We start from the raw sequence: 21,623 nt of genomic DNA on the forward strand, positions 1-21,623 counted from the left end.
TTCAATCCCCTGTGGCCTTAGTTGTTGGGGTTCGGCATCTGCTCCGGTGCCGCGGTGTTTTCATAGGCTGCGTTTGTCAACTCACCCAGGACCTGCAGATACGCGACCATGGCATCCATTTCGGTGACGTTGGTTTTGACACCGTCAAATACCGATAGCTGGGTTTTGTCCCCATAACGTTCCACGACGCCCGAGGATTGCTCGCTGTCAGGATTGGACTGTCCGTAAGCATCTGCGGCCGCGTTGGCGATCATTTCATCCGTGTACGGCACGCCGACGGCCCTCAGCGCGGCGAGATGGCCGCGCAAATCGGCCAGCTTGAGCTGGGTTGTCGCCAGCCACGGGTAAGAAGGCATGTTGGATTCGGGAACGACGTCACGAGGATTGATCAGGTGAGCCACGTGCCAGAGATCGGAATATTTCCCGCCGATGCGCGCCAGATCCGGACCCGTGCGCTTTGATCCCCACAGCATGGGATGGTCGTATTTGGATTCGACCGCAAGAGAATAAGGACCGTACCGCTCGACCTCGTCCCGCAGCGTTCTGATCATCTGGCTGTGGCACGCGTAACAGCCTTCCCGGACATAGATGTCGCGGCCGGCCGCTTCGAGAGGGGTGTAAACTCTCATGTCCGGGGCGTCCTCGACCGTCTCGTGGATCGTGAACAGCGGGGCGATCTCGACAAGCCCGCCGACGCTTCCCGCTACAACGATAGCCAGCATAAACCCGACGGCCGTCCGTTCCAGTCTTCCATGCAGACGTTCGCTCATCTCTCACTCCGCCGGCGCGTTTTCGAGAAGGCCAGAAGTCAGGGGCGCGTCGTGAACTGCTCCCACGGCGGGAGCCGTTCGAACGGTCATCCAGATATTGAAGCTCGCCACGATCGCCCCAAGGAGGAAAAGCAGCCCTCCGAAAGCGCGTGCGATATAGTAGGGATACATCGCCAGCAGACTGTCGACGAATGAATAGACCAGGGTGTTGTCGGCTGAATATGTGCGCCACATCAAGCCCTGGATGATGCCGGAATTCCACATGGCGAAGACGTAGATGAGCGTGCCTGCAAGCGCCAACCAGAAGTGGACTTCGACCAGGGCCGAGGAATACATCCTTTCGCGTTTCCAGATCGATGGAACGAGTGTGTAGAACGCGCCGAACGTTATCATGGCGACCCAGCCCAGCGCACCGGCATGGACATGTCCGACCGTCCAGTCGGTATAATGAGACAGTGAGTTGACGGGTCTGATTGCCATGAAAGACCCCTCGAATGTCGACAGCCCGTAAAAGAACGCCGCCATCATGATGAAGCGAAGAGTGGCGTCGTCACGGACGCGGTGCCAGGCCCCGTTCAATGTCAGCAAGGCGTTTCCGGCCGATGCCCACGACGGAACCAGCAGCATGACCGAAAACGTCATTCCAAGGTTTTGCACCCAGATAGGCAGCGCGGTGTAATGGAGATGGTGGGATCCCGCCCACATGTAGAAGAAGGTAATCCCCCAGAAGCTGAGAATGGACAATCGATAGGAAAAGATCGGTCGCTCAGCGCGGATCGGCAGATAATAGTAGAGCATTCCCAGGAAGCCTGCCGTGAGAAAAAACGCCACGGCATTGTGCCCGTACCACCATTGGACCATAGCATCCTGTACACCGGCCCATACCGTGTAGCTTTTCGCCTGTCCGAACGATACGGGCACTGCCAGGTTGTTGACGATATGGAGGATCGCCACCACGATGATGAAGGCAAGATAGTACCAGTTGGCGACGTAGATGTGAGGTTCCTTGCGCCGTGCCAAGGTGCGTACGAAAAGCGCGAAATACGCGATCCAGACGATCACGAGCCAGATGTCGGCATACCATTCCGCTTCTGCGTATTCCTTGGACTGGGTAACGCCCATGAAATAGCCGCTGACGGCGATCAGACAGAAAAGATTATAGCCGAAGATCACGAACCAGGGGGAGAGTTGGTCGGCCAACCTTGCGCGCGATGTTCGCTGAACGACATGGAATGATGTCGCGATCAACGCATTTCCGCCGAAGCCGAAGATCACTCCGGTCGTGTGGGCCGGTCGTATTCGACCGAAGCTCGACCACGCCGTATCAAAATTCAGGCTCGGCCAGGCAAGCTGGGCGGCCGCCCAGACGCCAAAGAACATGCCAAAGATCGCCCAGGCCAATGTGAGCGCCACGCCCACCTTGATCGGATCGTCATAGTAGCTGGAAAAGCGCGAAGCATCCGGTTCTTCGCCGAAAGCCAAAGTCAGGATGTAGCAGAACAACGCGCCGCAATACACGAAGACGATAACGCCGTGTATGCCGAAGGGATCAAAGCGACCAGCAGCGGCCATCGCGACGCCGACAACCATCAAAGCGATAAGAATAGCTGCCGCAAACCCCCGCTCTGCGCTCGTGAGCTGTCCCATTGTTCCATCCCCCCGGCTGTGCCGATGATGGTGCTCCACAAAGCGTTGAAAGGCAATCAGTTCTGCGAGCGTGCACACGCGAAGATAGACTAGATCGTCCATCACAATCGCTGTTGGCCCGATTTGGCCCTGAAACAGGAGACCGTATTATTCGGCCATGGGAGCGAACGTTCCCGTTGTCATTTGACCCAGATGAGCTTTGCCACTAGCCGAGGCGGCACGCGTCTTTTCAGACGCAAAGACGCTGTAACACTTTGAATAGCTTCATAATTCCTTAAGTCGATTCCRATTTGGGGAATCATGTAATAGGATGAGCGAGAAAATTGAAACCGGCCGGAGCGCTTGAAAAAGCTGGTGCCGCTTGCAGGACTCGAACCTGCGACCCCATCATTACGAATGATGTGCTCTACCACCTGAGCTAAAGCGGCCCCTCGCGGCCGAAGCATGCGGCCTGCGATTTGCATGGCGCTGATACAGCCATTGTTGGAAGATTTCAAGCACCCTGTCATGGCTTTGGCAAAAAAGAGGGAAGGGCGCCTCAGAGCGCCAGCCGGGCGCGCGCCACCCTGTATTCGGCCTCCAGCCGGTCGACGAGATTTGCCACCGGCTCGACGGCCTTGACGGCGCTGATGCCCTGGCCGCTGCCCCAGATGTCCTTCCAGGCCTTGGCGCCGCCGACAGCCTGCTCGAAATCCATCTTCGAGACATCGGCTAAGGGGAGATTATCGGGGTCCATGCCGGCAGCCACGATCGAGGGCTTGAGGTAGTTGCCGTGCACGCCGGTGAAATAGTTGGAGTAGACGATATCGCCAGCGGCGCCTGCGACGATCGCCTGCTTGTAGGCGTCCGCGGCACGCGCCTCTTCAGTGGCGATGAAGGGCGAGCCGATATAGGCCATGTCGGCGCCCATCGCTTCTGCGGCGAGAATGGCGCCGCCGGTGGCGATGGCGCCGGCCAGCAGCAGCGGCCCGTCGAACCATTCGCGGATCTCCTGGACGAGCGCAAAGGGCGACAGCGTGCCGGCATGGCCGCCGGCCCCGGCCGCCACCGCGATCAGCCCGTCGGCACCCTTGCGGATCGCCGAATGGGCGTGGCGGTTGTTGATAATGTCATGCAGCACGATGCCGCCATAGGAATGCACGGCGGCGTTGACCTCGGGCACGGCGCCGAGCGAGGAGATGACGATCGGCACCTTGTATTTGACGCAGAGCGTAAGGTCGTGCTCCAGCCGCTTGTTCGACATATGGACGATCTGGTTGACGGCAAAGGGGGCGGCCGGCCGCTCCGGATGGGCGGCGTCGTGGCGGGCAAGCTCCTCGGTGATCTCGGCCAGCCATTCGTCGAGCTGGCTTTCCGGCCGGGCGTTCAGCGCCGGAAATGCTCCGACGATGCCCGCCTTGCATTGCGCCAGCGTCAGCGCCGGATGCGAGATGATGAACAGCGGCGAGCCGATGACCGGCAGTCTCAATCTGTCCTTGAGGATCGGGGGCAGGGCCATGGTTCATCGCTTCCATTGACGTTTACGAAAACGTCAATCTCATAACAGAGATGAAAAGGCGATAAAAGAGCGGCTGCCATGCCTTCGTCGATTTCAGCCCGAATATATACGTCCGAGAAAGCTAATAGAATAAGGCCCACAAGCGGTGAAACCTGCCGATATCCCTGCCGATCGATGGCGGCCCACCCTCGCAAGGCTTGCGGTTTGCCGCACTTGACGCTACCGAATTTTGATGGAGAACGGCGGGGATTGCAGTCCGATGCCGAATTCAAGGTGAAGGACTGAATGTGAGCGGATTAGAAACGGCCATCAGAACTGCGCTCGAGAATTCCGATCGCGATAATCCGGAGGTTCGAGCGAGGATCTATCAGTCGGCCCGCCAGGCGCTGGAAGCCGGGCTGCGCAAGCAGGATATCACCGACACCGAGGTCGTCGCCCATCACCGCCACCGCCTGGAAAGCACCATCCACGCCATCGAAGGCGAGGAGCGCGACCGCCTTCACCCCCGCCAGAGACCGCCTGAAGTACCCGTGCCGCCGGTGGTGGAAATGCCGGCGCCGCCGGTTCACCAAGCCCAAGTCGACGAGTTCGATGGTCCGATGGTCTCAGGCGAGACCCGCGCGCCCGACGTTGCCCCGAACCGCGGCGACGAGTCCAGTCTTGACGACGTGCATGCCGGCAGTGCCGATCATCTGGCTGCCGCCCCTGTCGGCGAGGAACGCCTCGCCCGCGGTCAGCGCGCCACCAATATGGATTTCCGCCCGGAGCGGGCGGCAGGCCGCCGCAAGCCGCGCAAGTTTTTTTCGAGACTGCTCGTCTGGTGCGTGCTGCTGGCCTTCATCGGCATCGGCGCCTGGTGGGCGCATACATCGGGCCTGCTGATGACGGCGGCCGAACGCGACACCAGCGTCGCCAATCCGCCGGCAAGCACCCAGCCCGAGGATTTTACCGGCAATGACGACAGCGCCGGGAATGCCGCCTCCCACACCGATCAGCCGGTGACCATCGACCCGCAGAACAGTTTCTCGGCCGATTGGATCCCGCTGTTCAAGCCTGAGGACGCCGACAAGATTCAAAGCGGCCCGCGGGCGCGCACCGAAAAAATCGCCGAGAATGACGGCCCGGCCGTACGGCTGATTTCCGAGAGCGGTACTGCCGATGGCAATATCTCGATCAGCGTTCCGCCTTCGGTGCTACAGCAGCTTGCCGGCAAATCCTCGACCATCGCGCTGACGCTGCAGTCCACCACCGACGAGCCGACCCAGATCACCGTCGAGTGCAATTTCCAGACGCTCGGCAATTGTGCTCGCCATCGCTTCAACGTCACCCGCGAGAAGTCGGATGCGCTGCTGCAGGTGAAGTTCGACCGCTCGCTGGCGCCGAATTCGCCGGGCACGCTGACGATCAACAGCGATCTCGACGGCAAGGCGCGCGGCATCAACCTCTTCGCCATCCGCATCCTGCCGGGGCAGTAATCCCAGTCCCGGCAGAGCCGGTGCCCTATTTCAAAAAGCCTTATTTCAGAAACCCAGGCCCCGAACCGATGATCTCGGCGTCGACCGTGCCGAGCGCCTTTTTGTCCTTGCCGTCATAATCCATCTTGTTCAGCATGTGGCGGATGAGCTCGAGCCGCGCCCGCCGCTTGTCATTGGCGCGGATCACCGTCCACGGCGCGAAATCCGTATGGGTTTCCTTGAGCATCCGGTTGCGCTTGTCGCTGTAATCGCCCCATTTCGTCAGCGCCGCGATGTCCATCGACGACAGTTTCCAGACTTTCAGCGGATCGTGCCGGCGGTCGTGGAAACGCTTCAGCTGCATCTCGCGGCCGATATCGAGATAGAATTTAAAGAAGAAGATGCCCTCATGGGCGATGATCTTTTCGAGCTGCGGCGTCTGCTTGAGAAAATCCTCATATTGCTGCGGCGTGCAGAAACCCATGACCGGCTCGACGCCGGCGCGGTTGTACCAGGAGCGGTCGAACAGCACGAATTCGCCAGCCGTCGGAAACTGCGCGACATAACGCTGGAAATACCATTGCCCCTGTTCGCGCTCGGTCGGCTTGGTCAGCGCCACGACGCGCGCAAGGCGTGGGTTCATATGCGCCGAAGAGGCCGAGATCGCGCCACCCTTGCCGGCAGCGTCGCGCCCCTCGAACAGCGCCATCACCCGCTTGCCGGTCGCCTGCAGCCAGAACTGCACCTTGACGAGTTCGATCTGCAGCTTTTCCAGCTCCTCCAGATAGTCCTCCTCCTTGAGCTTCTTCTTGTAGGGGAAGTCGCCGGAGTCCAGCGCATGTTCGTCCACCCAGGCCGGCAGGGTCGGATCGTCGACATCGAAGGTGCGTTTCTTTCCGCGGATCACCAGCTCCACGGCCCTGTTTTCGACGTCCTCGTCCATGTGATCCTCCTCAGCCTGATTGTTCTCTTCCCGCAGGCGAACATAGTTACCGTTGAAAATCAAATCTTTCACGGTCGGCCGGCAATTTTTCGTGGCTTTCGGCTGCGGCCTTTCGCTTCAAAGCGACAGCCCGAAAACTTCTGTCATGAATTGCCGCTATCAGGCAGAGTTCAATATAGAGAAAAACGAATCGACGCCGCGAGGGCACTTGCAAGACGAAACTCCGTGGAGAAAAAGCCTGTTGGCGCGCATAAGGCGCGAACGGCCGGTGCTGCTTGCGGCGATCCTCAGCGCGCTCGCCGCTCTTGCCGCCGGCATGAACAAATGGGTCGTGCTTGGCCTCCTGCTTGTGATGATCCTCACCGCGCTTTTCAATGAGGCCCCCATCATCGCGGCCGAACCGGCCCCGCCGGTGGAGATCGAGCCGGAAGCGCCGCCAAGCCGCCTGCCGGAAGTTTCCGCCACGCTCGCCGGCCTCGACATCCCGGTCATGGTGCTGTCGGACGACGCCTCGGTGCTCTTCCAGAACCGCGCTGCCGAAAAGGCCTTCGGCGAGGTGGCGCTTGGCGCCCATATATCGGCCCGTATGCGCTCGCCCGGCGTGCTCGACATGGTGCGCGAAACCATCGCCACCAACGCGCCGAACCAGATCGAGCATTCCGAGCGGCTGCCCTCCGAACGCGTCTATATCGTCCGCAGCGCACCCATAGAATTCGCGGCCGATGACGGCCCGCGTGAGCGCTATTTCATCCTGTCCTTCCGCGATATATCGGAGGTCCGCCGCATCGACCGCATGCGGTCGGATTTCGTCGCCAATGCCAGCCATGAGCTGCGCACGCCGCTTGCCTCGCTGCGCGGCTTCATCGAGACCATTCAGGGGCCGGCGAAGAACGATCTGAAGGCGCAGGCGCGTTTCCTCAACATCATGCTCGATCAGACGACGCGCATGAGCCGGCTGGTCGACGACCTGCTGTCGCTTTCCCGCCTGGAGCTGAAATCGCACATCGCGCCGGATGAGAAGATCGACCTGGTGCCGCTGCTCGGCCATGTCAGAGATGCGCTGTTGCCGCTGGCAAGGGATGTCGGCGTCGACATCAACCTGCATCTGCCCGACGGCAAGGTCGAAGTGCTCGGAGACCGCGACGAACTTGTCCAGGTCTTCGAGAACCTGATGGAAAATGCCTGCAAATACGGCCAGGAGGGCGAGATCGTCGACGTCTGGCTGAAGAATGGCACCGGCCAGCCGGTCGAAGTCAGCATCGTCGACAAGGGCCCAGGCATTCCGGCCGAGCATGTGCCGCGCCTGACCGAGCGCTTCTATCGCGTCAGCATCGAGGACAGCCGCTCGAAAAAGGGCACCGGCCTCGGCCTTGCCATCGTCAAGCACATCCTCACCCGCCACCGGGCACGGCTGATCGTCAAGTCGGAAGTCGGCAAGGGCACCGATTTTACCGTCCGCTTCTGACAAGCCTGTCCCCTCTCCCCGTTTTTACGGGGAGAGGGGACGTGCCATGCGAGAGCGAGGTGGGAACGGAGACGTTGCGGCATGTCCTTTCGCCCCGCGAGCGGGGGTCCGAAGGACGGGTCGAGACCGATGGCTCGACCCCGGTCGGTGGCGGCAGCCGGATGAGGGGCAAATCACGCGGAACAACGTTAATGAAAGGACGGAAGCGGAAAGCCGCCGCCGCACTGCCCGTCGCCGATATGCTGCCGGTTTTTACAACGCGAGGTGGATTGACCACCGAACTTCGCCGGTCGTCCGACATGATCGATCGGTCTATCTGAAATATAACCTTATAAATCAATATCTTAACCTGTCACAAATGTTTCACGGCTTTGACATAAAAGGACGGTGCTTAAAGCGCTAAGAGAGTCTCGCCGATGAAAAAAGGCAATGCGAGGGCCTCTCTAAGGCCGCACTCACACAAGCCCAAATGCCGGGAGATTTTAAATGAACACCTTCAAGCTCACCGTTGCCGCGCTCGCTGCAACCGCCGCTTTCGCTAGCGCTGCCGTCGCCCGTGACCAGATTCAGGTTGCTGGTTCGTCCACCGTCCTGCCTTACGCAAAGATCGTTGCCGAGTCCTTCGGCGAAACCTTCACCAATTTCAAGACGCCGGTCGTTGAATCCGGCGGCACGGGCGCTGGTCTGAAGGAATTCTGCAAGGGCGTTGGCGAAGACACCATCGACATTGCCAACGCCTCGCGTCCGATCAACAAGAACGAAGCCGAAGCCTGCAAGGCTGCCGGCGTAACCGACATCCAGGAAGTCAAGATCGGCTACGACGGCATCGTCTTCGCAACTGACGCTTCCAACCCTGACGTCGCCTACGTTCCTGCCGACATCTACAAGGCCCTCGCAGCCCAGGTCGTCGTCGACGGCAAGCTCGTCGCCAACCCTTACAAGAAGTGGTCGGAAGTCAACCCGAAGCTTCCGGCTGTTGATATCGCTGCCTACATCCCGGGCGAAAAGCACGGCACCCGCGAAGTCTTCGAACAGAACGTTCTCGCCGCCGGCTGCAAGGCCTCTGGCGCAATCGACGTCATCGCCAAGGAAGTCGCCGACAAGGCTGCCCAGGGCAAGGCCTGCGTCGCAGTTCGCAAGGACGGCGTTGCCGTTGACATCGATGGCGACTATCCGGAAACCCTCGCACGCATCGCCGCCAACAAGACCGGCGTCGGCGTATTCGGCCTTTCCTTCTACGAAAACAACGCCGACAAGCTCAAGGTTGCGAGCATGAGCGGTATCGTTCCGTCCACCGAAACGATCGCTAACGGCACCTACCCGGTTTCCCGCCCGCTGTTCTTCTACGTCAAGAAGGCACATCTCGGCGCCGTTCCGGGCCTGAAGGAATACGTCAACTTCTTCGTATCCGACCAGATGATCGGCCCCGACAGCCCGCTCGTCGAATACGGCCTCGTTGCCGCTCCGGATGCCGAACGTGACGCGATCCGCAAGGACGTCGAAGCCGGCAAGTCCATGTAATTACTTTGCCGGCGCGGTGCCTTTCAGCCCGCGCCGGCATTGCCTTATGTCCCTGCGCGCCGGCGGTTCTGGAGCTGCAGGGTTGAATTCCTTCTCCATGATTGGAAGCTGAAGGCAGGCTGATGAAGCTGCCGGGCTTTTTGGGGGCCATGGGCCTGGGGACGTAACGAATGAGCACATCCATCATACTTTTGTGCCTTGTGGTGATCGGAGCCGCCGCCTATCTGGTCGCGCGCAGCCGCGCCACGGCGCTTGCCGGAGGCCGATCCTCCGCATTGCATTCGCGACCGGCCTATTACGGCGCCTATGCCGCGATCTGGGCGGTTCTTCCCGCCCTCATCGTCCTCTGCCTCTGGCTCTCCATCAGCCCCGGCATCATCCAGTCCTCGGTTCGCGGCACTGTTCCCGACGACGTCAAGGCGCAAGCCTCGGTCGAGCAGGATCTTGGTTATTCGATGGTGGCGACGGTCGCCCGCGGCCTGACGATGCTGACCTCGGATGAAACTGCTGCGGTCGCCAACGATCCGGCTGCCCTGCAGGCCAAGCTCCTCGAAAAGGGTGTGCCGCTTGCCAGCCAGCCGCTGCCCTACATGCTCGACGCCGCCAAAAAGCTCAACGCCATGAGCATGATGAGCCGCATCGCCATGACGGTGATCGTCTTCGCTCTCGCTGTTGCCGGCGCCTTCTATGCGCTGCGTTCCATCGCTCCACGCTTCCGCGCCCGCAACCGGGTCGAGCGCGTCATGCTCTGGGGCCTGCTGCTCGCCTCCTCGATCGCCATTCTGACGACGATCGGCATCGTGTTCTCCATGCTGTCGGAAGCCGCCCGCTTCTTTGCAGCCGTTCCTGCCATGGACTTCTTCTTCGGCACCGTCTGGGATCCGCGCTTTGCCGGCGCCGGCAGCTCGTCCTTCGGCCAGTTCGGCCTGATCCCGCTGCTGCTCGGCACGATCTATATCGGCCTGGTCGCCATGCTGGTCGCCGTGCCGGTCGGCCTTTTCGCCGCCATCTACATGGCCGAATACGCCTCGATGAGGGTGCGCTCGATCGCCAAGCCGCTGCTTGAAGTGCTCGCCGGCATTCCGACGATCGTCTACGGCTTCTTCGCGCTCGTCACCGTCGGTCCGTTCCTGCGCGATTTCTCCGCCCAGATCAGCGGCCTTCTGTCCGGCAATTACAGCAATTTCATCCAGGCGCAGAGCGTTCTGACGGCCGGCATCGTCATGGGCATCATGCTGATCCCCTACGTGTCKTCGCTGTCGGACGACATCATCACCGCCGTGCCGCGKTCRCTGCGTGACGGTTCGCTCGGTCTTGGTGCCACACGTTCTGAAACCATCAAGAAAGTGGTCTTGCCCGCAGCCCTTCCCGGCATCGTCGGCGCATTGCTGATGACGGCCTCGCGCGCCATCGGCGAAACCATGATCGTCGTGCTGGCCGCCGGTGTCGCCGCCCGCATTCAGGTCAATCCCTTCGAGCCGATGACGACGGTGACCGTCAAGATCGTCAACCAGCTGACCGGTGACCTCGAGTTCACCTCGCCGCAGACGCTGGTTGCCTTTGCCCTTGGCATCACGCTGTTTTGCATCACGCTTTGCCTCAATATCTATGCGCTCTACATCGTGCGCAAATACCGGGAGCAGTACGAATGACGGATATTGTTTCTCCCACAGCCGGCGTCACCGTTTCCAAGGCGCCCGTGCGCCGCGATATCGGCATCAAGCGCCGCTATGCCGCCGAGCGCCGGTTCCAGGCCTATGGCATCGCCGCCATCACCTTCGGTCTCGTCTTTCTCTTCATCCTGCTGTGGACGGTGATCGGCAAAGGCTATACCGCCTTCCAGCAGACGGCGGTCACCCTGCCGATCGAATTTTCCGAGAAGACGATCGATCCAAACAATAAGCGTGCGACCGACCCTTCGGTGTTGATCGCCGCCAACTATCCGGTTCTCCTGCGTGACGCGATCGTCAAGCAGCTGAACATCAATGCCTCGAGCCGTCCCGACGTGCGCGATGCATCCGCCATGCTGTCGAAGAGCGCGCCGATCCAGCTGCGCGATATGGTGATCGCCGATCCGTCGCTCATCGGCAAGACGGTCAACGTCACGGTGCTCGCCGACGCCAATGTCGACAGCGCCAGCAAGGGCCAGATTGACCTCTCGGTCGATGAGAAGAACCGCAAGGTCAACGACAAGCAGGTTGCCTGGATGAACGAGCTGAAGGCGAGCGGCGCTCTCCACAAGCAGTTCAACACCGGCCTCTTCGTCAACGGCAATTCCAGCCGTCCGGAGGCCGCAGGCCTGGGCGTCGCCCTGATCGGCTCGCTCTATCTGATGCTGATCGTCCTCGTGCTTGCTCTGCCGATCGGCGTCGCCGCCTCGATCTATCTCGAGGAGTTTGCGCCGAAGAACAAGCTGACGGATCTGATCGAGGTCAACATCAACAACCTCGCCGCGGTTCCTTCCATCGTCTACGGCCTGCTCGGTCTTTCCGTCTTCATCAACTTCATCGGCCTGCCGCGCTCGGCTTCGCTGGTCGGTGGTCTGGTGCTGACGCTGATGACCCTGCCGACGATCATCATCGCCACGCGTGCGGCTCTGCGCGCCGTGCCGCCGTCGATCCGCGCCGCAGCGCTCGGCCTCGGCGCTTCGAAGATGCAGATGGTGTTCCACCATGTTCTGCCGCTTGCCATGCCCGGCATCCTCACCGGCACGATCATCGGGCTGGCGCACGCGCTCGGCGAAACCGCGCCGCTGCTCCTCATCGGCATGGTCGCCTTCGTCGCCAACGCGCCGACGACACCGCTCGATCCCTCGACGGCTCTGCCCGTACAGGTCTATATGTGGGCCAACGAGGCCGAACGTGCCTTCGTTGAGCGTACTTCGGGTGCCATCATCGTCCTGCTCCTGTTCCTGATCGTCATGAACATGGGCGCCATCCTCTTGCGTCGTCGCTTCGAGCGCCGCTGGTAAACGGAGTTAAACATCATGAATATGTTGACGGAAGCTGCAGTTGAAAAGGCGCTGGATCGCAAGATGAGCAACGTCCCTTATAAGATGATCGGAAAGGAAGTCTCGGTTTACTACGGCGAGAAGCGCGCGCTTTTCGATGTGAACCTGAACGTCCGCGAAAACACGGTAACCGCCCTGATCGGCCCGTCCGGCTGCGGGAAGTCGACCTTCCTGCGGTGCCTCAACCGCATGAACGACACGATCGACGGCTGCCGCGTCACCGGCAAGATCACGCTTGATACCGACGATATCTATGATCCCGATATCGACGTCGTCGAGCTTCGCGCCCGGGTCGGCATGGTCTTCCAGAAGCCCAACCCGTTCCCGAAGACGATCTATGAAAACGTCTCCTACGGCCCGCGCATCCATGGCCTTGCCAAGTCGAAGGCCGACCTCGACCAGATCGTCGAGACCAGCCTGCAGCGCGCCGGCCTCTGGAACGAGGTCAAGGACCGCGTGCACGAGTCCGGCACCGGCCTGTCGGGCGGTCAGCAGCAGCGCCTCTGCATTGCGCGTGCCGTCGCCGTCAGCCCTGAAGTGATCCTGATGGACGAGCCCTGCTCGGCGCTCGACCCGATCGCCACCGCCAAGGTCGAGGAGTTGATCCACGAGCTGCGCGAGAACTACACGATCGTCATCGTCACCCACTCCATGCAGCAGGCCGCGCGCGTCTCGCAGCGCACCGCCATGTTCCACCTCGGCAATCTCGTCGAGGAGAACGACACCGACAAGATGTTCACCAATCCCGACGATCCGCGCACCCAGGACTACATCATGGGTCGCTTCGGCTGATTTTGGCGTCACCAAGCCTTTCCGTTATTCGAGGATAAAGCCCCATGGCATCGACACATATTTATTCTGCCTATGATGATGATCTGAAGTTCCTGTCCAGGCGGATTTCCGAAATGGGCGGCCTGGCCGAGCAGATGGTCGCCGAAGCCGTGCGGGCGCTGGTCAACGGCGATACCGCGCTGGCGCAGAAGGTCATCTCCGACGATGTGATCCTCGATCACGCCGAACGCGAAATCGGCGACAAGGCGATCGTCACCATCGCCCGCCGCCAGCCGATGGCCGCGGACCTGCGCGAAATCATGGGTTCGATCCGCATCGCCGCCGATCTCGAACGCGTCGGCGACCTTGGCAAGAACACCGCCAAGCGCGTCATCGCCGTCCAAAGCACCGGCGTTCCCCGCAAGCTCGCCCGCGGCCTCGAGCATCTGTCCGAGCTGGCGCTCGTCCAGCTCAAGGAAGTGCTCGATGTCTACACCAATCGTTCCGCCGACAAGGCGAATGCGATCCGCGAACGCGACAACGAGATCGACGCGATGTACACCTCGCTGTTCCGCGAGCTCCTGACCTACATGATGGAAGATCCGCGCAACATCACCAGCTGCACGCATCTTCTCTTCTGCGCCAAGAACATCGAGCGCATCGGCGACCACGCCACCAACATCGCCGAGACGATCTTTTACATGACGACAGGCGCGCAGCCGGAAGGCGACCGTCCGAAGGACGACAGCGCCAACACCGTCGGCGCGGTCACCGAATAACCGCCCACACCCGCCGCTTGCGTGCGCGCCCATCCGGGCGCGCAAGAGGTCGCAGCCAATTCTGATTTTGCGCAGGATGCATTGCTTAAATCACCCCCGGTTTAAGGATCATGCGCGAGGAGACCGACACGCATGATCCCGAGAGTTGCAGTTGTTGAAGACGAGGAAGCCCTCAGCGTGCTTCTTCGCTACAATCTCGAAGCGGAAGGCTTCGAGGTCGATACCATCCTTCGTGGCGACGAAGCCGAAATGCGACTTCAGGAGCGCACGCCCGATCTTCTCATCCTCGATTGGATGCTGCCTGGCGTCTCCGGCATCGAGCTCTGCCGGCGCCTGCGCATGCGGCCGGAAACCGAGCGCCTGCCGATCATCATGCTGACGGCGCGCGGCGAGGAGAGCGAGCGTGTCCGCGGATTGTCGACGGGCGCCGACGATTATGTCGTCAAGCCCTTCTCGACCCCCGAGCTCGTTGCCCGCGTCAAGGCGATGCTGCGCCGCGCCCGTCCCGAGGTGCTGTCGACGGTGCTGAAATGCGGTGACATCGAGCTCGACCGCGAGACCCATCGCGTCCATCGCAAGACCCGCGAAGTCCGCCTCGGCCCCACCGAATTCCGCCTGCTGGAATTCCTGATGTCGTCGCCAGGCCGGGTCTTCTCCCGCTCACAGCTTCTCGACGGCGTCTGGGGCCACGACATCTATGTCGACGAGCGCACCGTCGACGTCCATGTCGGCCGCCTGCGCAAGGCGCTGAATTTTTCCAACATGCAGGACGTCATCCGCACCGTCCGCGGCGCCGGTTATTCGATGGAAGCCTGAGGGCTTCCGTTCTGGTTGCTGACAAAGTCGCTCGTGCTAACGTCCTAACCTACCGGGGTCGAGCCACTCGTCTCGACCCGTCCTCCGGACCCCGTAGACGGGGCGAGGGGACGTGCTCTGCGAAAGGTTGGTGGGGACAGAGAGGGTTGCGGCACAATCTCTTCTCCCCTCGGGGAGAAGGTGCCGGCAGGCGGATGAGGGGGCCACACGGCACACTCTTTCCGTGATAACCTATCCCACATGCCGAACGGCTGCGCCCTGAACACGATCGAAACGACGCCAACGCGGTCGAAACCCGCATGGTGTTGTAAGAAAGACCGGCTTCCCTGGCCCCCCTCATCCGCCCTACGGGCACCTTCTCCCCGAGGGGAGAAGAGGGAATCGAGATGTTGCGGCATGTCACTTCGCCCCTTGAGAACCGAAGGAAAGGTCGAGACCCATGGCTCGACCCTGGTTGGTGGCGGCAGCCGGATGAGGGCAAGTCGGCGTTCTCAACGAACTGAACACCCAAGCGCTCCCATCCGCGCATAAAAAAACGGGCCACTCGGCCCGTTTTCTGCATTCTAACGATGGTCAGCCCGCTCAGCTGGCCCGCGCTGCCGCCCGGCGGCGTTCGTTCACCGGCTGGTAGGCAAGCTTCTGGTGATAGCTGCAATAGGGCGAATTGTCGGGGGATTCGCAGCCGCAGAAATGGAAGTCGTCCTTCAGCGGATCGCCGACCGGCCACTTGCAGGTGCGTTCGGTCAGTTCCGTCAGGCCGAGGCGGCGGGAAATCGGCACCACCACATTGCCTCTCGGCACGTATTCCATTTCCTCGATCGTTTCGATCTCGATCTCTTCCTTCAGCATCGTCGCGCCCTGCTGGCGGGTGACGGTGCGGGTGGTGATCCGAGAGGCGAAGTTCGGCGCGCGCGGCGCCGATGTATTGCGCTTCGGCGTTCGCGCCGCGGTGTTGGTGCCGCCGGCCTTGGCGCGGCCGGGAAGGCACAGCCGGTGCACTTTACCGATGACCGCGTTTCGGCTGACACCGCCAAGTTGTGCCGCGATCTGGCTCGCGCTCAGTCCTTCGGCCCAARGCTTCTTGAGTTTCTCGACCCGCTCGTCTGTCCAGTTCATGCCCTGTCTCCACCTTTTGCGTTGGTGATGGCAGAATCCCTCACCGTTGTCCCGGGAGCTCCGAAACAAGAAACGCTTGATCAATTTTGGTGACTAGTTCCGCCGCATGCAGTCTAGTAATTGATCTTTAACCTAGTGTGAGCCTGACTCCGTGACAAGAGTCGCATGAATCCGGATGAATCGAATTCGTAGTTTTCCCCAACTTGCTGTCCCTGCGTGGCATTTCTGCAATAATGCCTGTTGAAGACTGAAAATGCCGCTGTACACCTGTGCTGCATACGCTAAGGGCGCCGTTTTGTTGACATTGCAGCGCGAAAAGGAAATAGTGCCACTCGCCGCCGCAAGGCGGCATTTTTGATTTTTCGGGCCTGGTTTCCTTAGCCGGAGTCATTGCCCGGCAACTTTGATGGAGATCGCGCCATGGCTGAAGCCGCGCCGCTTTATGACACCTATTCTCGTGCCCCGCTGCGGTTCGAGCGAGGCGAGGGCGTATGGCTGATCACCGAAACTGGCGAGCGATATCTCGATTTCGGCGCCGGCGTCGCCGTCACGTCCGTCGGCCACAGCAATCCGCATGTGGTCGGCGCACTGAAGGAGCAGGCCGACAAGGTCTGGCACCTGTCGAACATCTACGAGATCCCCGGACAGGAGCGTCTGGCAAAACGCCTGACGGACGCCACCTTCGCCGACAAGGTGTTCTTCACCAACTCAGGCGCCGAGGCGCTCGAATGCGCGATCAAGACGGCGCGCCGCTATCAGTTTTCCAAGGGCCATCCCGAGCGCTTCCATATCATCACCTTCGAAGGCGCCTTCCACGGACGGACGCTGGCAACGATTGCCGCCGGCGGTCAGGAGAAATATCTCGAAGGCTTCGGCCCCAAGGCGCCGGGTTTCGATCAGGTGCCTTTCGGCGATATCGAAGCGGTCCGCGCCGCGATCACCGATGCCACGGCCGGCATCCTCATCGAGCCGGTGCAGGGCGAGGGCGGTGTCCGTCCTGCCACCACCGAATTCATGAAGGCGCTTCGCCAGCTCTGCGACGATAACGACCTGCTGTTGATCCTCGACGAGGTCCAGACGGGCGTCGGCCGCACCGGCAAGCTCTTCGCCCATGAATGGTCGGGCATCACCCCCGATATCATGGCTGTCGCCAAGGGCATCGGCGGCGGGTTCCCGCTCGGCGCCTGCCTTGCCACGTCAGAGGCCGCCTCCGGCATGAAGGCCGGCACGCATGGCTCGACCTATGGCGGCAATCCGCTTGCCATGGCCGTCGGCAGCGCCGTGCTCGACATCATCCTTGCCGATGGCTTCCTCCAGCATGTGCGCGACGTTGCACTGGTCTTCCGCCAGGGCCTCGCCTCGCTGAAGGATCGTTATCCCGATGTGATCGAGGACGTGCGCGGCGAAGGGCTTTTGCTCGGCATCAAGGCTGCCGTTCCCTCAGCCGAACTGCTGCAGGCGATCCGCGCCGCCCATCTGCTCGGCGTGCCTGCCGGCGACAATGTCATCCGCCTTCTTCCGCCGCTCGTGGTCACCGCCGAGGAAGCCCGCGAGGGCCTTGCCCGCGTCGAGCGCGCCGCCGAGAGCATTCGCGCCTCCAAGGTCAAGAAGACGGCTTGAAGAGTTTGCCGCCTTCGGGCGCAGCACAGGTAAGAAGACGATATGACACCTAAACATTTCCTCGATCTCTCGGCGGTCACATCAGCCGATCTCAGAACCATCATGAACGATGCGCTTTCCCGCAAGCAGGCCTTCAAGGCAGGCCAGGGCGACAAGCCGCTCGCCGGCAAGATGCTGGCGATGATCTTCGAGAAGCCCTCGACGCGCACCCGTGTCTCCTTCGACGTCGGCATGCGCCAGCTCGGCGGCGAAACGCTGTTCCTCTCCGGCACCGAGATGCAGCTCGGCCGCGCCGAGACGATCGGCGACACCGCCAAGGTGCTGTCGCGTTATGTCGATGCGATCATGATCCGCACCACCGAGCATTCGCGGCTGGTCGAGCTTGCCGAGCATGCGACCGTGCCTGTCATCAATGCGCTGACGGATGACACCCATCCCTGCCAGATCATGGCCGATATCATGACCTTCGAAGAGCACCGCGGCCCGATCAAGGGCAAGACCATCGCCTGGACCGGCGACGGCAACAATGTGCTGCATTCGCTGGTCGAGGGTGCCGCGCGTTTCGGCTACCGCATGAACATGGCCGTGCCCCTTGGCTCCGAGCCCAAGGATCACTATCTGAACTGGGCCCGCAATGAGGGCGCCGAAATCATGCTCTGCCATGATGCCGACCGTGCGGTCGCCGGCGTCGATTGCGTGGTGACCGATACCTGGGTCTCCATGAATCAGGAACATCGGGCCCGGGGTCACAATGTCTTCCAGCCTTATCAGGTCAACGCGGCCTTGATGGCGAAAGCCGGCAATGATGCATTGTTCATGCATTGCCTGCCCGCCCATCGCGGTGAGGAAGTGACGGACGAAGTGATCGACGGTCCGCAATCCGTGGTCTTCGATGAAGCGGAAAACCGTCTTCATGCGCAGAAGTCGATTCTTGCTTGGTGCCTGGGCGCGATCTGAACCATAATCGGACGTCGCGAGTCACAACTCGCGACCGCGTGAGCGAAGGGAACGCTGGCCCATCGCTCTGAAAACTAGGAGTGAAAAAGCATGGCAGAAGCTGCAGCCGCCCTCGGCCAGTTTGATTTCGCCGGCGATGACCATGTCGTCCCCTTCCAGGTGGAGGGGCTGGATGTGCGTGGCCGCGCCGTCCAGCTCGGCCCGATGCTCGATGCGATCCTCGAGCGCCATCATTATCCCGCGCCCGTTGCCCGGCTGCTTGCCGAAGTCGTCGTGCTGACGGTGCTGCTCGGCACCTCGCTGAAGTTCGACGGCAAGTTCACGGTGCAGACCAAGGGCGATGGCCCGGTCGATCTTCTCGTCGCCGATTTCTCGACGCCGGAAAATGTCCGCGCCTATGCCCGTTTCGATCAGGCGCTGCTCAACAAGGCGATCGAGTCAGGCGAGACCGAGCCGGAGCAACTGCTCGGCAAGGGCGTGCTCGCCTTCACCATCGACCAGGGCAAGTTCAGCCAGCCTTACCAGGGCATCGTTCCGCTCGACGGCACCACGCTGGAAGAAATTGCCGGCGTCTATTTCCGCCAGTCGGAACAGATCCCGACGCGCGTCCGCCTTGCCGCGGCCGAACTCTTCGACCGTGACGATGCGGGCAAGCCACGCCATCGCTGGCGGGCAGGCGGCCTCGTCGCCCAGTTCCTGCCGGAAGCGCCGGAGCGCATGCGCCAGCCGGATCTCCACGGCGGCGACGGCGACACCGGCAGCCGCCCGCATGGCGAGGACGACGCCTGGCTCGAAGCGCGTTCGCTGGTTGAGACCATCGACGCCGATGAACTGACCGATCCGCTGGTCGGCACCGAGCGGCTGCTGTTCCGCCTGTTCCACGAGCGCGGCGTGCGCGTTTACGAACCGCGTGCCGTCTTCGATCGCTGCAGCTGCTCGCGCGACAAGATCAAGGGCGTGCTCAAGGGCTTTTCGGCCGAGGAGATCGAGGCCAGCCAGGAAAACGGCGAAATCGCCGTCACCTGCGAATTCTGCTCGACCACCTACCGCTTCGAGCCGGCCGAGCTTCAGCCGGCTGAATAGTTGACACCACCGCTGTCCGGTTCGCGCCGATGGCTGCCCCTCACCCTAACCTTGCGGGGGTCGAGCCACTGGTCTCGACCCGTCCTGCGGACCCCCGTAAAACGGGGCGAGGGGACGTGCGCTACGAAAGGTTGGTGGGGAACGGAGAGGTCGCGACACGTCCCCTTCGCCCCGCAAAAGCGGGGAGAAGGTGCCGGCAGGCGGATGAGGGGCAGGCCTCGGCAATCCCCCAGGAGCCGGGCGTTGAGGACGTCTCAGGACCGTGGCGCCGACGGAATATGACGTCTCAATTGATGCGCCTCAATTAAGCACGCGCAGCAGCCCAGGCGAATCCAGCGAGAAGGCGGGGATGTCGACATCGAACATCTCGCCTTCGTCCGTTTCCATCTGGTAATGACCGAACATCAGTCCTGAGGGCGTGTCGAGCGGGCAGCCGGAGGAATATTCGTAGGTGTCGCCGGGGCTGAGCCGCGGCTGTTCGCCGACGACGCCGGGACCGGTGACCTCGTCAACCTGGCCGTTCTGGTCGGTGATGTTCCAGTAACGATTGACCAGCCGAACGGCTATGCCGGAATTGTTGCTGATGACAATCCGGTAACCCCAGACATAGCGGTCGTCGTCCGGATCGGATTGCTCCTCCAGATAGAACGGCTCGACGACAACTTCGATCTCTCTTGTGAGGGCGCGATACATGCCTTGCACCTTAGTCAAGATATCTTACCCGTATCTTATAAGAGGCCCTGTCCGTCAAGAAACGGAACAATTATCATCGCTGAAATGTCTATGATCCGAAGGGTTTTCGAACGTTAAGCCTAATTGTCAGTGTTAATTCCGTTTCGGAACGCCGCGGCGGGCAAACTTGTTCCCCCCGGTCTCACCCAGTGAGGTCCGGCACGGTCTCACCTTGGTGAGATCCGGCCTCACCTTGTGAGGTCCGGCACGGCCGAACCCCAAATGAGGTCCGGCCGCCTTTATCCCTAGATCAGGCCGAGACCTTGGCAAGCGCCTTCGCGAAATCCTCGATCAGGTCGTCGGTATCCTCGATGCCGGCCGAAAGGCGGACCGTACCCGGAGAAATGCCGAGTTCGGCGCGCGCCTCGTCCGTCAGGTTCTTGTGCGTGGTCGTCGCCGGATGGGTGATCAGGCTCTTGCTGTCGCCAAGATTGTTGGAGATCTTGACGATATCGAGCGCGTTCTGCAGCGCGAAGGCCGCATCCTTGCCGCCCTTCAGCTCGAACGCGACCAGCGTCGAGCCGCCGGTCATCTGCTTGGCGATGATATCGGCCTGCGGATGGTCCTTGCGGCCGGGATAGATCACCTTGGCGACCTTGCCTTGCTCGGCCAGGAAATCGGCGATCTTTGCCGCATTCTCGGTCTGCTGACGCACGCGCAGCGGCAGCGTCTCGATCCCCTTCAACAGCGTCCAGGCATTGAACGGCGACATCGCCGGGCCGGTATGGCGGAAGTAGTCGTGCAGGTTCTCGTCGATCCATTCCTTGTCGGAAAGCACGACACCGCCGAGGCAGCGGCCCTGTCCGTCAATATGCTTGGTGGCGGAATAAACGACGATATGGGCGCCGAGCTCCAGGGGCTTCTGAAAGAGCGGCGTTGCGAAGACGTTGTCGACGACGACCTTGGCGCCGATCTGGTTGGCGAGCTTGGAAACGCCTGCGATATCGATCACTTCGAGCGTCGGGTTGGTCGGGCTTTCCAGGAAGAACACCTTGGTCTTCGGCGTGATCGCCTTTTCCCAATTCGCCAGATCCCGGCCGTCGATCAGCGTGCAGTCGATGCCGTATTTCGGCGCCAGCGTCTCGACGACCCAGCGGCAGGAGCCGAACAGGGCACGCGCGGCGACGATATGATCGCCTGATTTCAGCTGGCAGAGGATCGCCGCGGTGACGGCGGCCATGCCGGAAGCGGTGGCGCGGGCGTCTTCGGCGCCTTCGAGCATGCACATGCGCTTTTCGAACATGTCGTTGGTCGGGCTGCCGTAGCGGGCATAGATGAAGCCCTCGGTCTCGCCCTTGAAGCGGGCTTCGGCCGCCTCCGACGTCTCATAGACGAACCCTTGCGTGAGATAGATTGCCTCGGACGTCTCGCCATATTGCGAACGCAGCGTGCCACCGTGGACGAGTTGGGTTGCCGGGCGCCAGGTCTTGCTCATGCCATC

The 21,623-nt window shown here is 61.4% G+C and carries 18 protein-coding genes and 1 tRNA gene; 11 read left to right on the forward strand and 8 right to left on the reverse strand.

What is annotated here, in order from left to right:
* Window positions 1–17 precede the first annotated feature (17 nt).
* The 4 genes from ccoO to AC1ECN_RS16230 all read right to left on the reverse strand — a co-directional run bounded on the left by ccoO (window position 18) and on the right by AC1ECN_RS16230 (window position 3,915).
* Window positions 18–770, reverse strand: a complete 753-nt coding sequence (gene ccoO / locus AC1ECN_RS16215) for a cytochrome-c oxidase, cbb3-type subunit II (RefSeq protein WP_130654497.1) — start codon at window positions 768–770, stop codon at window positions 18–20.
* 3 nt (window positions 771–773) lie between these two features.
* Entirely contained in the window at window positions 774–2,417 is a 1,644-nt protein-coding gene (gene ccoN / locus AC1ECN_RS16220) for a cytochrome-c oxidase, cbb3-type subunit I (RefSeq protein WP_130673477.1), read from the reverse strand.
* A gap of 352 nt (window positions 2,418–2,769) precedes the next feature.
* A tRNA-Thr gene (locus AC1ECN_RS16225) sits at window positions 2,770–2,845 on the reverse strand.
* 110 nt (window positions 2,846–2,955) lie between these two features.
* A complete protein-coding gene (locus AC1ECN_RS16230) occupies window positions 2,956–3,915 on the reverse strand; it encodes an NAD(P)H-dependent flavin oxidoreductase (protein WP_130671880.1) in 960 nt (319 codons plus the stop codon).
* A 287-nt stretch (window positions 3,916–4,202) separates the two neighbouring features.
* Here AC1ECN_RS16230 and AC1ECN_RS16235 point away from each other — a divergent pair, with 287 nt between their 5' ends.
* Window positions 4,203–5,390: a hypothetical protein gene (locus AC1ECN_RS16235; protein ID WP_024321054.1), complete on the forward strand. Its 1,188-nt coding sequence runs from the start codon at window positions 4,203–4,205 to the stop codon at window positions 5,388–5,390.
* A gap of 40 nt (window positions 5,391–5,430) precedes the next feature.
* Here the strand turns inward: AC1ECN_RS16235 and ppk2 are convergent, their stop codons facing one another.
* Window positions 5,431–6,312 carry a polyphosphate kinase 2 gene (gene ppk2 / locus AC1ECN_RS16240; protein WP_130671881.1) on the reverse strand — a complete coding sequence of 294 codons (882 nt, stop codon included), beginning with the start codon at window positions 6,310–6,312 and terminating at the stop codon, window positions 5,431–5,433.
* Window positions 6,313–6,553: 241 nt separating this feature from the next.
* On the opposite strand from ppk2, the gene phoR reads away from it, so the two are divergent.
* From phoR to phoB, 7 genes are all read left to right on the forward strand, one after another.
* A complete protein-coding gene (gene phoR, locus AC1ECN_RS16245) occupies window positions 6,554–7,777 on the forward strand; it encodes a phosphate regulon sensor histidine kinase PhoR (protein ID WP_130671882.1) in 1,224 nt (407 codons plus the stop codon).
* A 486-nt stretch (window positions 7,778–8,263) separates the two neighbouring features.
* The gene (locus AC1ECN_RS16250) at window positions 8,264–9,298 is read left to right on the forward strand and encodes a substrate-binding domain-containing protein (protein WP_130671883.1); all 1,035 of its coding nucleotides are present in this window, start codon (window positions 8,264–8,266) and stop codon (window positions 9,296–9,298) included.
* A 170-nt stretch (window positions 9,299–9,468) separates the two neighbouring features.
* Window positions 9,469–10,950, forward strand: coding sequence for a phosphate ABC transporter permease subunit PstC (gene pstC / locus AC1ECN_RS16255; RefSeq protein ID WP_130664023.1), 1,482 nt, complete (start codon window positions 9,469–9,471; stop codon window positions 10,948–10,950).
* Window positions 10,947–12,269 (forward strand): phosphate ABC transporter permease PstA, encoded by a 1,323-nt coding sequence (gene pstA / locus AC1ECN_RS16260; protein ID WP_018072411.1) that lies wholly within the window; start codon window positions 10,947–10,949, stop codon window positions 12,267–12,269. The genes pstC and pstA overlap by 4 nt, the downstream gene beginning before the upstream one ends.
* A 15-nt stretch (window positions 12,270–12,284) precedes the next feature.
* Entirely contained in the window at window positions 12,285–13,100 is an 816-nt protein-coding gene (gene pstB, locus AC1ECN_RS16265; RefSeq protein WP_017966871.1) for a phosphate ABC transporter ATP-binding protein PstB, read from the forward strand.
* A 44-nt stretch (window positions 13,101–13,144) separates the two neighbouring features.
* Window positions 13,145–13,858, forward strand: a complete 714-nt coding sequence (phoU, locus tag AC1ECN_RS16270; protein WP_024321049.1) for a phosphate signaling complex protein PhoU — start codon at window positions 13,145–13,147, stop codon at window positions 13,856–13,858.
* A gap of 132 nt (window positions 13,859–13,990) precedes the next feature.
* Window positions 13,991–14,674, forward strand: coding sequence for a phosphate regulon transcriptional regulator PhoB (gene phoB / locus AC1ECN_RS16275; RefSeq protein WP_003545181.1), 684 nt, complete (start codon window positions 13,991–13,993; stop codon window positions 14,672–14,674).
* 582 nt (window positions 14,675–15,256) lie between these two features.
* Here the strand turns inward: phoB and AC1ECN_RS16280 are convergent.
* Window positions 15,257–15,790, reverse strand: a complete 534-nt coding sequence (locus AC1ECN_RS16280) for a GcrA family cell cycle regulator (protein ID WP_477953536.1) — start codon at window positions 15,788–15,790, stop codon at window positions 15,257–15,259.
* A gap of 420 nt (window positions 15,791–16,210) precedes the next feature.
* On the opposite strand from AC1ECN_RS16280, the gene AC1ECN_RS16285 reads away from it, so the two are divergent.
* The 3 genes from AC1ECN_RS16285 to AC1ECN_RS16295 all read left to right on the forward strand — a co-directional run bounded on the left by AC1ECN_RS16285 (window position 16,211) and on the right by AC1ECN_RS16295 (window position 19,450).
* Window positions 16,211–17,410 carry an aspartate aminotransferase family protein gene (locus AC1ECN_RS16285; protein WP_130671884.1) on the forward strand — a complete coding sequence of 400 codons (1,200 nt, stop codon included), beginning with the start codon at window positions 16,211–16,213 and terminating at the stop codon, window positions 17,408–17,410.
* 42 nt (window positions 17,411–17,452) lie between these two features.
* Window positions 17,453–18,367, forward strand: coding sequence for an ornithine carbamoyltransferase (argF, locus tag AC1ECN_RS16290; protein WP_130671885.1), 915 nt, complete (start codon window positions 17,453–17,455; stop codon window positions 18,365–18,367).
* A gap of 90 nt (window positions 18,368–18,457) precedes the next feature.
* On the forward strand, window positions 18,458–19,450 hold the full coding sequence (locus AC1ECN_RS16295) for an Hsp33 family molecular chaperone (RefSeq protein ID WP_130671886.1): 993 nt from the start codon (window positions 18,458–18,460) through the stop codon (window positions 19,448–19,450).
* 300 nt (window positions 19,451–19,750) lie between these two features.
* Here AC1ECN_RS16295 and apaG read toward each other — a convergent pair whose 3' ends face one another.
* On the reverse strand, window positions 19,751–20,143 hold the full coding sequence (gene apaG / locus AC1ECN_RS16300) for a Co2+/Mg2+ efflux protein ApaG (RefSeq protein WP_075226176.1): 393 nt from the start codon (window positions 20,141–20,143) through the stop codon (window positions 19,751–19,753).
* A 289-nt stretch (window positions 20,144–20,432) separates the two neighbouring features.
* The gene (locus tag AC1ECN_RS16305; RefSeq protein WP_130671888.1) at window positions 20,433–21,617 is read right to left on the reverse strand and encodes an O-succinylhomoserine sulfhydrylase; all 1,185 of its coding nucleotides are present in this window, start codon (window positions 21,615–21,617) and stop codon (window positions 20,433–20,435) included.
* Between the last annotated feature and the right edge of the window lie 6 nt (window positions 21,618–21,623).

It is taken from the genome of Rhizobium sp. 01N447_2 (genome assembly GCF_056399245.1).

Coding starts and splice junctions, on each gene's coding strand:
- ccoO (WP_130654497.1), bottom strand. CDS start 770: ATGAGCGAACGTCTGCATGGAAGACTGGAACGGACGGCCGTCGGGTTT.
- ccoN (WP_130673477.1), bottom strand. CDS start 2,417: ATGGGACAGCTCACGAGCGCAGAGCGGGGGTTTGCGGCAGCTATTCTT.
- AC1ECN_RS16230 (WP_130671880.1), bottom strand. CDS start 3,915: ATGGCCCTGCCCCCGATCCTCAAGGACAGATTGAGACTGCCGGTCATC.
- ppk2 (WP_130671881.1), bottom strand. CDS start 6,312: ATGGACGAGGACGTCGAAAACAGGGCCGTGGAGCTGGTGATCCGCGGA.
- AC1ECN_RS16250 (WP_130671883.1), top strand. CDS start 8,264: ATGAACACCTTCAAGCTCACCGTTGCCGCGCTCGCTGCAACCGCCGCT.
- pstA (WP_018072411.1), top strand. CDS start 10,947: ATGACGGATATTGTTTCTCCCACAGCCGGCGTCACCGTTTCCAAGGCG.
- pstB (WP_017966871.1), top strand. CDS start 12,285: ATGAATATGTTGACGGAAGCTGCAGTTGAAAAGGCGCTGGATCGCAAG.
- phoU (WP_024321049.1), top strand. CDS start 13,145: ATGGCATCGACACATATTTATTCTGCCTATGATGATGATCTGAAGTTC.
- phoB (WP_003545181.1), top strand. CDS start 13,991: ATGATCCCGAGAGTTGCAGTTGTTGAAGACGAGGAAGCCCTCAGCGTG.
- AC1ECN_RS16285 (WP_130671884.1), top strand. CDS start 16,211: ATGGCTGAAGCCGCGCCGCTTTATGACACCTATTCTCGTGCCCCGCTG.
- argF (WP_130671885.1), top strand. CDS start 17,453: ATGACACCTAAACATTTCCTCGATCTCTCGGCGGTCACATCAGCCGAT.
- AC1ECN_RS16295 (WP_130671886.1), top strand. CDS start 18,458: ATGGCAGAAGCTGCAGCCGCCCTCGGCCAGTTTGATTTCGCCGGCGAT.
- apaG (WP_075226176.1), bottom strand. CDS start 20,143: ATGTATCGCGCCCTCACAAGAGAGATCGAAGTTGTCGTCGAGCCGTTC.
- AC1ECN_RS16305 (WP_130671888.1), bottom strand. CDS start 21,617: ATGAGCAAGACCTGGCGCCCGGCAACCCAACTCGTCCACGGTGGCACG.